Origin of the sequence: Boseongicola sp. (assembly GCA_014075275.1) — a bacterium.
GTDB lineage: Bacteria > Pseudomonadota > Alphaproteobacteria > Rhodobacterales > Rhodobacteraceae.
Window position 1 is genome coordinate 2,774,299 of record CP046179.1, and the last position, 13,716, is coordinate 2,788,014.

The window sequence follows — 13,716 nt, forward strand, 5'->3', positions numbered from 1 at the left end:
GAGCAGGGTAGGCTGTTAACTTTTGAATGACCCACCCACGAGGATCGAACCGGTCGTTACAAGACATGGTATTTTCGTATTGCGGTCATTAGTGCATCGTGCAGTGAAAGACGGCCTTGAGCCCGTAACAGACACTAGCGCGTCGACACACTTCGCAGATACGGAATTGGCCCTATGCGGCGCGCGAAGTTGGTCCTTCGCATTTTCGCGCCACCAAGTATTTAGGGTCTGGGAGAAGGACATGGAAATACCGACGCTGACTTATGAGATGATAGCGGTACTGTGCCTGCTTTCTTTCACAGTCTTTCTCTTTGTCAGCGAAATAGTGCGGATCGACCTTGCCGCCATTCTGGTTATGGTCCTGCTCGGAGCACTCAGCAATGTTCCGGGGTTGGGCAATCTCGCGGATACTTCACAGCTTTTCGCAGGGTTTTCGTCAAATGCCGTTATGTCCATTATTGCCGTGATGATCCTTGGCGCCGGGCTCGACAAGACGGGATTGATGTCAAAAGTAGCTGCGGCAATCCTCAAACACGGCGGTACGACGGAAACACGGATCATACCCATCGTCTCAACCACCGTCGGCTTTATCAGTTCTTTCATGCAGAACGTCGGCGCGGCAGCGCTTTTTTTGCCGGTGGTCAGCCGTATTTCAGCACGGACGGAAATTCCCATGAGCCGTTTGTTGATGCCCATGGGGTTCTGCGCGATTTTGGGCGGCACGATTACCATGGTTGGGTCTTCGCCGCTGATCCTTCTGAATGACCTGATCGTCTCGGCCAATGAGACATTGCCAGCTGACCAACAGATGGAAACGTTCGGCTTGTTTTCTGTCACGCCCATCGGTGTGATGCTGGTGCTGACAGGTGTTCTGTATTTCGTGATATTTGGCCGCTGGGTCCTCCCAGCGCAGCGTGGGCGCGGAGAGGATGCAAGCTCTGCCCGTTCCATGCAAACATTCATCGAAAACACCTATGGGCTCCGCGCTGATATGTTCGAAGTGCGCATTCCGGAAGGGTCGATCATCATTGGACAAACCCTTTCGGATCTCATGGTCGCCCATCACATGTATATCCTCGGTTCTTCGTACCGCGGGCACAAAGTCATCGCACCCATGGCAGACACGACAATCGAGGCACCAGCGCGGCTCGCTATTCTTGGCCTGCGCCGGGTGGTTCAGGAAGAATTCGCAGAACCATATGGATTGGAAATATTGCCACAGCTGGATGTTTTTGCCGATGATTTTGCGGCTACGCAATCGGGCGTGGCCGAGGTTGTCATTCCGCCTGGGTCTTCAGTGATTGGTCAGACACCGATCGACCTACGCCTCAGGCAGACACTTGGGTTGTCATTGCTGGCTATTCACCGTGGCGAAGAGACCTTGAGCCATGTTGAAACTGAAGACCACAAGGCGACACATATTGGGCAGGTTCCGTTACAAGCTGGCGACACTGCTGTGGTTCATGTGCAGTGGGATTGGCTGACTCAGCTGAAGTCCAACAAAGATTTTGTCGTGGTAACATCCGACTTTCCACAGGAAGAGCTAAGGCCCCATAAAGTCGGTTGGGCATTGGTCTTTTTTGCATTGGCGATCGGATTAATTTTGTTTTCTGATTTGCGCTTGTCGTTATGCCTTTTGGTTGGCGCCGTCGGGATGGTTTTGAGTCGGGTTTTGTCGATTGACGAAGCCTATGAATCGATCAGCTGGAGTACGGTTTTCCTGCTCGCCTCGCTGATCCCGTTGGGGCAAGCGGTGCAAAATACCGGTACAGCGGGCTGGATCGCGGCGCATGTGCTGGACCTTCTGGATGGATGGCCGCTGTGGTCATTGCAGGCCGGTTTGGCCATTCTTGCAACAGCGTTCACACTGGTAATGTCAAATGTGGGCGCGACTGTTCTGCTGGTGCCGCTGGCAGTTTCAATTGCTGTTTCTGCGGGCGGTAACCCGGCAGTATTTGCCTTGACCGTGGCAATCTCGACGTCAAATTCTTTCCTTATTCCAACCCATCAAGTGAATGCACTGATCATGGGGCCAGCAGGGTATAGGGTCATCGATTTCGTCCGCTCTGGTGGGATCATGACGCTACTATTTCTCATCGTGTCCATGACCGGTCTGTCACTCTTTTTCTGACCTGTTTCAATTGGAGATTTGGTAACACCAATTTTGCACAGGCTGCCGAAGAGTGCAGCTACATGCCGGTCGTTCATTAATTTAATGCCTAAACTTACACGGCCAATTACGGGTGATTTAGAATGCTAGTTTGCCGAACAATGAGCTCTGGCACGACCAATTCCCCAGTTGCCTCCGAATTAGTTGATGTAATCCGCCCCGCTATCGTTGCCGCGGCTTTTGTGCCGATTTGGCGGGCTGGTATGCGGACCGTCGTAAGCGCGGGTTCAAAGTCGCTTGAGCCTTTGAAGTCACCGATCCCCGTCACCGACATAGCTTTGGGAACGTCCAGACCCACTTTGGAAAGAGCGTGCAACGCGCCCCATGCCAACACATCGTTCCCGCAAATCAAAGCAGATGGCATGTCGTCTTGCGCCAACATTTGCAGCACCGCGTCCTTTGCGGCGCCGACGCTATAGGGCGTTTGCAAATCCCAATGCTCAGGGATGTGAACGTCAAAATAGGCAAGCGCGGCCTCGACACCCTGACGCCGTTGCGTGGCGCGGTCGTTGCCCTCCAGCGGTGGGAACAGACCAGCGACGCGTTTGTGATTGAGGTGCCCAACGTGTTCGCCGATCAACCGGCCTGCCTGAAAATTATCGGACCCGATGCAGGGAAACTCTGACGTTGCCGAGTAGTTCCAGAGCAAAACTGTTGGAATGTCCTGACTGGTCAGAAGTTGAAAAGTTTCGTCTTCATGCTCGATCCCGATGAGCGCCATACCATCCACACGGTGTTCAAGCATTTTGCGACAAAGCGCATATTCGCGTTGCAGGTCATAACCATGCGAAGCCAACAGGATTGTGAACCCGAATTCCTCGATGGATTCCGAGAAACTCTGGATCAGTTCAGCAAAGATGGCATGGTCGACCGTTGGCACGATCAAACCCACGGTGCCGCTGCGAATGCCATGAATAGTTTGTGCCGCGCGATTGCGAATATAGCCAAGCCGACGCACCGCGTTATCGATCTTCTTGCGAGTCGACGCTTTGACAAGTTCGGGGTGGTTGAAGCTACGAGATACGGTTGACGGCGACACGCGCGCGGCCTTTGCCACGGCGATAATATCTGACTTTTTATCTTTCATATCAATCGCCTATCTACGAAAACTCTGTCGAAAATGAAAACATTTGCATTACTATTTTCATCCCATAGTCTGATTGGTCAACCCTTGACGGGTGTGGGAGGAAATTGCGTTGGAATTTTTGGCCTACTTTGGCGATGTGTTTTCACCGATAAATTTTGGGTTGCTTTTGATCGGCACGATCGGGGGGCTAATACTCGGCGCGACGCCTGGTCTGTCGCCCACCATGGCCGTGGCTCTTTTGATCCCGTTCACGTTCCGACTTGAACCTGCACAGGGCCTCATTTTGCTGGGAGCGGCCTATACATCGACGGTGGCCGGCGGTGCGGTGAGTGCGATCCTGCTGAAAATTCCAGGGGCACCGGCGAATATCGCAACAACGCTCGATGGTCATACAATGGCGCAGCAAGGGCACGGCGCGAAGGCGTTGCAGCTTTCGTTCATCGCTTCGGCAATTGGTGGTGTGTTTGGTGTCTTACTTTTGATTTTCCTGACACCAATGCTTGCACAATGGGCGCTGGCGTTCGGACCCTCGCATTTGTTCTGGCTGGCGATTTTGGGCGTAACGGTGATTGGCTCGCTTGATTCCAGTTCCGTTGTGAAAGGGCTATTGTCGGGCTGCATCGGGCTTTGGCTGGCGACGATTGGCTTTGATGACATCATGGGCGCACAGCGTTTCATTTTTCATTCAAGTGTTTCTGGAGGCATTAACGTCATTCCGGCTTTGATCGGCCTCTTTGCGATCCCGCAGGTCATCACAATGTTCGCCAAGGGTCGTCAATCCGTAGATGCGGAAGTGCTGAAGGTTGAAAAGCACCCAATCAAGGACGCGTTTTGTGAGGTTTTCCGCCGTGGAAGGGCCCTGACGATCGGTACGCTGACTGGGTCGATCATCGGGCTGATCCCGGGCGTTGGCGGTCAAATTGCCGGATTGGTTGCTTATGACCAATCCAAGAAGTTGAGCCCCGAGCGTGACAAGTTTGGCACCGGCCACAGCGAAGGTGTGATTGCCGCCGAAAGCGCGAATAATGCCATGGTCGGCCCCTCGCTTGTTCCTTTGCTGACGCTTTCGATCCCTGGTTCGCCCACTGCGGCGGTTCTGCTCGGTGGCTTATTAATTCACGGTATCTTCCCGGGCAGCGATCTGTTCGACAACTACCCCGATGTTGCATGGACATTCATCAACTCCATGCTGATCGGCCAGATCCTGATGTGCATCTTTGGGCTCTATGTGGCTGGACTCGCCGCGCGCGTCGCGCAGGTGCCGAACGCGGTGATGGCCGCTGTAGTTCTGGGCCTTGCAGTCTTCGGAAGCTACTCCGTCCAAAATTCGATGGGCGATGTCTATGTGATGATGGCGCTTGGAACCGGCATGTATTTTCTTGAGCGCTTTGGCTTTTCAGCCGCTCCGCTGGTGCTTGGACTGATCCTTGGACCGATTGCAGAAGCGAACTTTATCCAGGGCAGCATGATCGCGAATGCAACATCCAGCGTAGGCCAGTATTTCTTCACCGGGCCTCTGAACCTGACCCTGATCATCATCGTTGTAGCCTCGGTCGGCTATTCGGTTTGGATGGAGCTTCGCAGCCGACGCTACACCACCAAGGACGACGCTATTGAAAAAGAAGAGGCGTTGTGATGACTGATCTTCCTCGCGTTCAGCATATCATTGCCAGTGGCCTTGTTGCGGCGGTGGGCGTTGCCGTGGCTTTTGTCAGCTATACGCAGGAACCGGCTGCTGCGTTCCTGTTTCCAAGGTTGATTTCGACTGTCTTTGTCGTGCTTGCGCTATGGACTTTTGGAAAGGCCATCTTGGGGCGCACGAAGGTTGGCAACGGGTTGGACCTTCAATCCATGCGGAACATCCTGCCCGGTCTCATTGTGGCTTTGGTGTTTGTCTATTGGGCCGCGAAAGGCCTTGGCTTCTACACAGCCTCAACAATCGTCTTTTTCATTCTTTTGTCGCTTTACGATCCGGCTCCTCACACCGAGGCCAAAAGCTGGATCAAGCGCGCAGCAATCACCGCCGGTTTTCTGGCGGTCATGTATGGTCTCTTTGCGGGGCTTTTGAACGTGTTCACACCGCGAGAGATATTTTTCTGAACCGCAATGGCGGCAGATCAACCCTAGGGAGGAGAAACCCATGAAGAAACTGATAGCAGCAGCCTCGATGGCGCTGATGACAATGACAGGCAGTGCACTTGCCGATGGTCACGATAATTTCCCCGAACGCCCGATTATGCTGATGGTAAGCTATGGCGCTGGCGGAGCCACCGATTTTCAGGCGCGTATCGTGACGATGACCGCCGGGAACGAAGACGCATTGGGCATGCCCATTGCCATCATCAACAAGCCCGGTGCTGGTGGTCGTGTTGGCTGGAATTGGTTTTCGACCCAGGCCGAGGCAGATGGTTACACATTAGGCGCATACAACATACCGCACTTTATCGCCCAATCGATTGAAGGCGGAGTTGATTACTCGGCAGAAAGTTTTGAGCCGATTGCAAACTGGGGCGCTGACCCTGCTGTGTTCGTCGTGGCTGCTGACAGCGATTTCAATTCAATGAACGACGTCGTCGACTATGCAAAAGCCAACCCCGGCAAACTGACCTTTTCGGGCGCAGGTCTTTTCGTCGGCCACCACATTGCGGCGCTTCAGCTTGAAAAGGCTGCCGGTGTGAAGCTGGCGTATATCCCGAACAACAAAGGCGGTGCAGGCGCAATGAAGGCCGTGATCGCTGGCGAAGTTCTTGGCGGTGTTAACAATTTGTCGGATGCCTTCCGTGCGCGTGAAGCCGGGAATGTCAAAATCCTTGGCGTCTTCGATCTTGAGCGCAACGACTTCATGACGGACGTTCCGACTCTGGCCGAGCAAGGCTTTGACATCGACAACGCCAGCGTCAACTTCCGTGGAGTGATGGTGCCTAAGGGCACACCTCAGCCGATCATCGATAAGCTGGCCGAGATTGTTCCAACAATGTTTGGGAACGGCCGTGTTGCGGGCAAGATGAAAGCAGGCGGATCGCCCATGCACATCATGACACGTGACGAAGTGCTGGCGATGTGGGCCGCACGAGAAGAGACCTTGAAGGGCCTACTTGCCGGTCTTTAAGGAAACCTCAAATGCCGCCCTGTCCTTGCGCCGGGGCGGCACCTCATACTTGAAAGTTTTCCAAAATGAACGTCCCTGACGCCATTTCCGAAATTGATGCGATTGTTTCCCGCGCTCAGAGAGCACAAGAAGACTATGCGCAGAACGGGTCACAGGCGCGCTATGATATGGCAGCACAAGCGGCCGGATGGGCAATCATGCAGCCCGAACGGAACCGCGAACTTGCTGAACTGGCGGTTGGCACGACTGGTTTGGGCAATGTGCCCGACAAAATTACAAAGAACCATCGCAAGACGCTTGGCCTGTTGCGCGATGTTCAGGAAGTCGCGACCTTCGGTATCATCCGCGATGACATGAAAAACGGTATCACTGAAATTGCGCGCCCCATGGGTGTCATTGGGGCGATTGTACCTTCCACCAACCCCGCCGCCACCCCAGCAAACAACATTATCAACGCTTTGAAATGCGGGAATGCCATTGTGGTGGCACCGTCGCCCAAGGGCGTGCCCTCATGCGAGCGGCTTCTTCAGTTCATTCACAACGAATTCGCCAAGATAGGAGAAAATCCTGAGCTTGTGCAAATGATCCCGGCGCCCGGGTCCAAAGAGAAAACCCAGCGCCTGATGGAGGTCTGCGACAAGGTGATTGCGACGGGCAGCCAGAACAACGTCCACCGCGCCCAGACCTGCGGAACTCCTGCAGTTGCGGTGGGTGCGGGCAACGTCACAGTGATCGTCGACGAGACTGCCTATCTGGATGCCGCCGCACAGAAAATTCGCGCGTCCAAAACCTTTGACAACGCGACGTCCTGTTCGTCGGAAAATGCAGTTGTGGTGATTGACGCCGTGTATGACGCTTTCGTCGAGGCGATGGCCCGAGCGGGCGGTGCACTTGTCGACGACGAAGACGCGATCGTGGCCCGGCTTTGGCCTGACGGCCATTTGAATCGTGAGGTGATTGCCCAAGATGCCGATAAGATGATCGATGCGCTGGGGTTGACTGGGAAAGTGCCCGAAGACACGGCCTATATCGCTGTGCCGACCTCCGGGATAGGTCAAGACCATCCTTTGAGCGGTGAGAAACTCAGTCGCGTTCTCGCGCTCTATAGGGCTGCTGATTTTCAGGACGCTGTTGCTATCACCAACAGGATTCAGCGTTTCCAGGGCGCCGGTCACTCGGTTGGGTTGCATAGCGCGGACGAGGCGCGTGCAATGCATCTTGCCCGAACCATTCCAACAAGCCGCATCATCGTCAATCAGGCGCATACATTCGCAACGGGCGGGGCTTTCACAAATGGTATGCCGTTTTCTTTAAGCATGGGCTGCGGCGCCTGGGGTGGAAATGCAGTCGACGACAACGTGCACTGGAAGCACTTCCTGCAAACTACGAAGATCGTGCGCGAAATCCCAGCGCGCGAACCGTCGCTTGACGACATTTTTGCAAGCTACTGGCAGGAGGCCGGGCAGTGAATTTGGACAGGCACGCCCCACCTCAGGGCACAATCAGAGACTGGCTGGATGCCCGCGCAAAGGCAGGCGGCACGGCTTTGGTTTTTCCTGATGCGGGAACTGAGTTGAAGTGGGCGGACTTGCGCGAAAATGCGCGTGGATTTGCCGCTTCATTGACTTCCAAAGGCGTCGCCAAAGGGGAAAGCGTTGCCATCATCGCGCCCAACGGAGCAGAGGCCGTCACTGCGTTTTATGGCGCAACTTACGGCGGCTTTCGGACGACCATGATCAATCTCGCAGCTGGGCGAGACGCGATTTCATACGCGCTTGAGCATTCCGAGGCGCGGTTTGCCTTCGTGCATGACAGTTGTTCCTATATTTTTGCACAGGCAAAGTTGGGTCTCGCTGTGGATGCAATCCCGCTTGAAAGCACGGTGCATAACTTGCACGAAGTCGAGCCGAGCGATCACGCTCTGCTGATGTACACTTCAGGAACAACTGGTCGTCCAAAAGGTGTGGTGCACACCCATGCAAGTCTTTTGGCTGGTGGTTGGACAACTGCAATCGCGCATGACCTGTCTGCGGCGGACCGTGGGTTTTGCATCTTACCAATTTACCACATCAACGGGCTTTGTGTGACGGTAATCGGTAGTCTGGTGTCGGGCGGCTCATTGGCAATGGCGTCCAAATTTTCAGCTTCCCGTTTTTGGGATCAGGCAGAGGCAAGCGGTGCCAGTTGGTTTTCTGCAGTCCCGACAATCATTTCGCACCTGTTACATGGCGCGTCCGAGCCAACGGCTGTCTGCAAGGCTCAGTTAAGGTTTGGAAGATCGGCTTCATCCGCGCTGGCGGTTGAAACGCAATCAGCGTTCGAAAAGCGATTTGATGTTCCTGTAATTGAGACGATGGGCCTGACGGAGACCTCTGCGCAGATACTGTCGAACCCCTTGCTGCCCGGCGTCCGCAAAATCGGTTCGCCCGGTGTGGCTTATGGATGTGAAGTCGCGATTCAAGGGCCCGATGGCATTGAAGTGCCACACGGAACCGAAGGGGAAATCACAGTGCGTGGGCCCAATACGCTTTTAGAGTATCTAAAAAATCCCACGGCCACTGAAGACACGTTTCGCAACGGTTGGCTGCGCACTGGCGATCTGGCGACGATGGACAGTGACGGCTATGTATTTGTGACCGGACGCCTGAAAGAACTGATTATCAAGGGGGGCGAGAATATTGCCCCGCGCGAAGTTGATGAAGCGCTTTATTCGCATGCAGATGTCATCGAAGCCGCTGCGTTTGCGCGGCCTTGCGAGAGTTATGGCGAACGCATCGAGGCGGCCGTGCGTATCCGCGAGGGGTCGAGCTTGAATGCCGAAGCTCTCATCAGCATTTGTAAAGAGCGACTTGGTCCGTTCAAATCGCCTGACGTTGTGTATTTTATGGACGAGTTGCCGAAAGGTCCGTCGGGGAAAATCCAAAGACTGAAGTTGGCGCAACTGACTTTAACATAAAACTCAATGAAGATTTTGAGTTGTTCGCATATTTTAAGTCGCTTGCTAGAAACTTGGCTGAAGTGGACAGGTGGTTTTTTGTTGATAGTGGACTTCACTGGCCCAACGTAATCGCGTTGATCAAACTTTGGTCCTGAAATGTAAGCTCAGTTTTGGCACTGGCGATTTATTGTCAAATACTTAGATGCAATGTAATGCAGCAAACTGCGGCGTTGTCCCGCGTTTCTGCAAATGGTCGTTCGATGATCTAATTTCTCTGAAGCGGAACTTTACGGCTGTCCGCTGCTTTGTCCCAATGACAGCTTTTCTAATTGGGTGTTTGGGTCAAGCTCGTTTTCTTTCTTTTGTCTGGGTCATTGTCGCTCATCCGGGTCACGCTTCTCTTCGCAGTCTGGTTGATGCCTTTTTGGCATCGCTGCACGCATGTGTCGGATTGGCAGTAGAGAGCCTTGCTTTGAGACGCGCTTCAAGTGGCGCAGCAGCCATGGTCGGCTTCATCTACGAACCTCGTCCGGTGAGGCCGACCCCGTTCAGATTTGTGGTTGGCGGTTAATTCATGCCGTGCCCTCCACGTTCTCAGAACGGAACTCAGTGCCGTCTACCCACATGCGGTGCAGCAGAACAGCCAATTTGCGGGCAACGGCGACAACGGCTCGGCGCCGCCCCTTGGTGCGCATCAGGCGCATGCCCCGTGACTTGATCTGCGACCCGGCCATGGTTCGCATGAGTAACGCGTTTCCTGCCGCATATAGCGTGGCTCGGCATCACGATCCCCTGCTTTCGATACGCGGCCCGGATTGTCGTGTTCACCGGACTGGAACCGTCGTGGTGTGAGCCCAAAATGTGCAGCAACAGTTCGAGATCGCTTAAACCACGTAGGGTCATCAACTGCTGCCTTGAATGTGAGCGCCGCGATCGGTCCGACGCCGGGAACGGTCATCATCCGCATGCAGACCTCATCCTGTGAGGCCGCACGTTTGACCCGCCGGTCCAGCTCCAAGAAGTGTTGATACAGAACCAGCCGGGCGTCGAGCAGAGGCACCAAAGCATGCGCCAGGACCTCATCCATCTCAATCATCGGTCGGACGACACCATCAAAGCTGCCGTGTTTCACCGTCTTGGGCGAGCGAAGTCCAAAGATCTTCAGCGGGCCGCGCACCTCATTGGCCAAATCGATGGTCTTGTTGAGCAATGCCTTCCGAGTGCTCAGGAGCGCGCGGGCACCATGGGCCTCTCGACTCTTCATATGGACTGGGCTGAACCATCCGGTGCGCAAAATCTGTGCAATCCCGCGCGCATCATTCTTGTCTGTCTTGTTACGCATCGCGGACAGCGCCGCATTTACCTGGCGCGCCTCCATGCACACAACCTCCAAGCCTGCACCAGTCAAACCATAGAAAAGGTGCTGGCTCATTGTTCCCGCTTCGAAGCCAATGCGTTCAATCGGATGTCGAAAAGCCTTCAAACTTGCCGAAATCGCATTGACCTCACACGGTAGGTCTCGTTCGAACAAAGCCGCACCTTTGCTATCGACAATGCAAAGCGCACACGACCGCAGCGAAACATCCAAACCGGCAAAGTCACGCGCGCCGATCTCGCCAAAGATACCGCCGTCAGCTCGACCTCAAATCAGCGTCAGCCCAATTACGCATCATCGGAGGCCAAAGCAGACATTGGATTACTCGCAGCGAGTTTTCACTGGTTCGCATAGCGTTCGTAGGGAAAACCCTCACCACTGGCATTTTGACTGGGCAGTCGTTGTGCCCACCTGAGATTATGCAGTATTGAATTAGAAACCCGGAAGTCCCGGTAATGAGAGTGATAAAATTTGCGAAATTTGATCCAAAATTGATTAAGAATCCTCAAGCTGTAAGTTCAGTCATCCAAGCGTGGAACAATTCCACATTGGTGTCTTCCTGATCAATCGGTGTTACGAAATAGTAGCTGTTTTCCGTCTCCAGCCAACTATCACTCAGTGAGACGAGCTTTCCTTCGTCAATGTCGCCGTGGATTAAGAAGCTGGGTAACAGCCCGATGCCCAGAGAAGCTTTTGCCGCGGCGATGACCATCGAAAACTGATCGAAATACCGGCCGGTCAAATAGGCGCGGTCGGTATGCCCGATATACGCCATATAGTCCTGCCAGGCGGTGGGCCGCGATGACGTATGCAACAGTGGCGCATCGCCACTATCGGCAATCGAAAGGAAACCGTGCTGAGCCACGAAATCCGGGGACGCAACCGGAACCATTCGCTCAGAAAACATCTTTTGCATCTCAGTGTTGGGCCAATTTTCTTTTCCAAAGTGAATTGCGAAATCGAAATTTCCGGAATGCAGATCAAATGGTTCCAGGCGGGTCGAGAAGCTAACCTCTAGGTCCGGATGTCTTTCCAGAAAATCTGGAAGGCGCGGTATTAACCAGAGTGTTGCAAAAGTCGGCAAGACCGCGACGCGCAGTGTCGAGCTCATGTTCCCCGCCGACACTGCCCGCATCATAGTCTGATGCAGACTCTCAAGTTCGGCAGATACATCGGTCGCTAGTCGCGACCCCGCTTTCGTGAGCGCGACTTGGCGACCTGTTCGTCGAAAGAGTTGGGCACCGACGATCTGTTCGAGCTCTTTGACTTGTCTACTGACGGCTCCTTGCGTCAGGTCGAGTTCTTTCGATGCAAGGGTAAAACTCTGATGGCGCGCAGCTGCCTCGAAACAGCGCAAAGCCGAAATCGAGGGCATATAGCGGCGTTGGAAAGATTTCATCGGAATTTTCCTAGCAGTGAATTTCACATGAATAAACTTCACTTGCTGGGCCGATTTCAAGCAATTATGGCGGTATACATGATTTTTACTCATGGATTGTTGAGAATTCATCGTTTGTCGATCAACTTCGTTCGGCCGAAAAGAGGTGCAGCAGAATATGGTCGGGGGCGATACCACCCCACGTTTGAGCGAAAGTTGAACCAATGCCACTTAAAGAACGCTATGCACCGTCGCCCAAAGAGGTCGAGTTTTTGGCAACCGTCCAAAACGGCAAATACGATCGCGATATCATAACCGGTCTCAAAAAATTTATTGCCGGCACCGTTCCGCAAGACATGCAAGGGTTTTACTCTTTGGAGGAGTTGGACAGTATTACCAAGCTTGACGGCACGGAACGAGATGTTCAGGCACGCATGCCGGTGAAAGTGACGCGCCACTACTTTGAGATGGCCAAGAACTCGGCGGCGATCCAAACACTTGTAAAGGCAAGCCCCAAAGAAACTTTTGATCTGGATGGGGCCGAAGACCCCGGCAAACAGATGACATACAGCCCGGTCGAGGGCTTAATCCACAAGTATGAGATTGGACTGATCTACGTCGCGCAGACCTGTTCGGCGCATTGCAGATTTTGCTATCGTGAAGAACTTATCGCCAAGAAAGAGATCACGCGCGAAGATGGAACTGTTGCGCCGAAGGGCTTGGCGCAAATCAAGGATATTGTTGAATACATCACCGAGCATAATCTCCTGGTCGACCAAAACGGTGGCCGGCACCCTGAAACCAACAGAGAGCGTCTACGCGAGATATTGATGTCTGGCGGGGATCCCATGGTCTTGGGAAACAAGAATATTGCGCAATGGCTATCCGCCCTCGCGCAAGCGGGTATCGAAAATATCCGGATTGGCACGAAAGAAATGGCTTTCCATCCCAAGCGATTTGACGACAGCTTCTTTGCGATGCTGGATGCCTTTCACGATGCCTATCCGCGGGTCAGCCTACGCATGATGGTTCATTTCAATCATCCTGATGAAGTGCTGATTAAGGACCCCAATGGCGACTACATTCCGCATCCGCAGGCTGGACTCACCTGGCATCCGGATACGCTGGCTGCAGTTCAGGGCTTTGGCAGGCGTCCGTGGATCATCGTGGAAAACCAGTCACCGATCATTGCCGGCATCAATGATGACGCGGATGCGTTGCGCATTCTTCAACGGGAGATGAAGCGTAATGGTGTTGGAAATCACTATTTCTTTTGTGGTCGTGATATCGTTGGTCACAAGGCGTTCAACGTTCCAATTGAGCGTGCGTGGGAAATCTTGAACGAGTCTCAGAAAGGTCTGTCAGGCGTCGAGGCGCACGCACGCCTGTCGATCACCCACTATAAAGGCAAAACGGAAGTTGCCGCCGTCACCAACACGCCCTTCCCAGGCGTAAAAGGCGGCGAAAACGGTGTTGTCATTTTCAAACTGCTACGGTCGGCGGCAGACGCACCGGATCGTTGCAAGGTCACAATTGTTGGGCGGAACCCGGAAGCCATCTGGTTCAGCGGCTACGATGATCGTGTGATTATGGACGAAGCGGAACTTTATAAGATCTACGACATTCCGACGTTGTCAGCCATCGCGGCAGAATAGTCAG

Annotated in this window: 10 protein-coding genes and 1 pseudogene; 8 read left to right on the plus strand and 3 right to left on the minus strand. The window is 53.8% G+C overall.

Features of this window, described 5'->3' with window-relative positions:
* The first annotated feature begins 241 nt into the window (after window positions 1-241).
* Window positions 242-2,131: an SLC13 family permease gene (locus GKR98_13995; GenBank protein QMU59205.1), complete on the plus strand. Its 1,890-nt coding sequence runs from the start codon at window positions 242-244 to the stop codon at window positions 2,129-2,131.
* 106 nt (window positions 2,132-2,237) lie between these two features.
* On the opposite strand, the gene GKR98_14000 is transcribed toward GKR98_13995, so the two are convergent.
* Window positions 2,238-3,257 (minus strand): substrate-binding domain-containing protein, encoded by a 1,020-nt coding sequence (locus GKR98_14000; GenBank protein ID QMU59206.1) that lies wholly within the window; start codon window positions 3,255-3,257, stop codon window positions 2,238-2,240.
* 109 nt (window positions 3,258-3,366) lie between these two features.
* On the opposite strand from GKR98_14000, the gene GKR98_14005 reads away from it, so the two are divergent.
* The 6 genes from GKR98_14005 to GKR98_14030 all read left to right on the plus strand — a co-directional run bounded on the left by GKR98_14005 (window position 3,367) and on the right by GKR98_14030 (window position 9,875).
* Window positions 3,367-4,893, plus strand: coding sequence for a C4-dicarboxylate ABC transporter permease (locus GKR98_14005; GenBank protein QMU59207.1), 1,527 nt, complete (start codon window positions 3,367-3,369; stop codon window positions 4,891-4,893).
* Window positions 4,893-5,357, plus strand: coding sequence for a tripartite tricarboxylate transporter TctB family protein (locus tag GKR98_14010; GenBank protein QMU59208.1), 465 nt, complete (start codon window positions 4,893-4,895; stop codon window positions 5,355-5,357). The genes GKR98_14005 and GKR98_14010 overlap by 1 nt, the downstream gene beginning before the upstream one ends.
* 40 nt (window positions 5,358-5,397) lie before the next feature.
* A complete protein-coding gene (locus GKR98_14015; protein ID QMU59209.1) occupies window positions 5,398-6,366 on the plus strand; it encodes a tripartite tricarboxylate transporter substrate binding protein in 969 nt (322 codons plus the stop codon).
* Window positions 6,367-6,431: 65 nt separating this feature from the next.
* On the plus strand, window positions 6,432-7,835 hold the full coding sequence (locus tag GKR98_14020) for an aldehyde dehydrogenase family protein (protein ID QMU59210.1): 1,404 nt from the start codon (window positions 6,432-6,434) through the stop codon (window positions 7,833-7,835).
* Window positions 7,836-7,867: 32 nt separating this feature from the next.
* Window positions 7,868-9,322, plus strand: coding sequence for an AMP-binding protein (locus GKR98_14025; protein QMU60107.1), 1,455 nt, complete (start codon window positions 7,868-7,870; stop codon window positions 9,320-9,322).
* Window positions 9,323-9,617: 295 nt separating this feature from the next.
* Window positions 9,618-9,875, plus strand: a complete 258-nt coding sequence (locus GKR98_14030) for a hypothetical protein (protein ID QMU59211.1) — start codon at window positions 9,618-9,620, stop codon at window positions 9,873-9,875.
* A gap of 1 nt (window position 9,876) precedes the next feature.
* Here the strand turns inward: GKR98_14030 and GKR98_14035 are convergent.
* Window positions 9,877-10,916, minus strand: a pseudogene (locus GKR98_14035) (IS110 family transposase).
* Window positions 10,917-11,184: 268 nt separating this feature from the next.
* Window positions 11,185-12,189, minus strand: a complete 1,005-nt coding sequence (locus GKR98_14040) for a LysR family transcriptional regulator (protein ID QMU59212.1) — start codon at window positions 12,187-12,189, stop codon at window positions 11,185-11,187.
* Window positions 12,190-12,281: 92 nt separating this feature from the next.
* Between GKR98_14040 and GKR98_14045 the strand changes: the two genes are divergently transcribed.
* Complete coding sequence (locus tag GKR98_14045; protein QMU59213.1) at window positions 12,282-13,712, plus strand: hypothetical protein; 1,431 nt, start codon at window positions 12,282-12,284, stop codon at window positions 13,710-13,712.
* Window positions 13,713-13,716: the final 4 nt, after the last annotated feature.

Excerpts from the sequence above, each read along its gene's own strand:
- GKR98_13995 (QMU59205.1), top strand. The coding sequence starts at position 242 with ATGGAAATACCGACGCTGACTTATGAGATGATAGCGGTACTGTGCCTG.
- GKR98_14000 (QMU59206.1), bottom strand. The coding sequence starts at position 3,257 with ATGAAAGATAAAAAGTCAGATATTATCGCCGTGGCAAAGGCCGCGCGC.
- GKR98_14010 (QMU59208.1), top strand. The coding sequence starts at position 4,893 with ATGACTGATCTTCCTCGCGTTCAGCATATCATTGCCAGTGGCCTTGTT.
- GKR98_14015 (QMU59209.1), top strand. The coding sequence starts at position 5,398 with ATGAAGAAACTGATAGCAGCAGCCTCGATGGCGCTGATGACAATGACA.
- GKR98_14020 (QMU59210.1), top strand. The coding sequence starts at position 6,432 with ATGAACGTCCCTGACGCCATTTCCGAAATTGATGCGATTGTTTCCCGC.
- GKR98_14030 (QMU59211.1), top strand. The coding sequence starts at position 9,618 with ATGACAGCTTTTCTAATTGGGTGTTTGGGTCAAGCTCGTTTTCTTTCT.
- GKR98_14040 (QMU59212.1), bottom strand. The coding sequence starts at position 12,189 with ATGAATTCTCAACAATCCATGAGTAAAAATCATGTATACCGCCATAAT.
- GKR98_14045 (QMU59213.1), top strand. The coding sequence starts at position 12,282 with ATGCCACTTAAAGAACGCTATGCACCGTCGCCCAAAGAGGTCGAGTTT.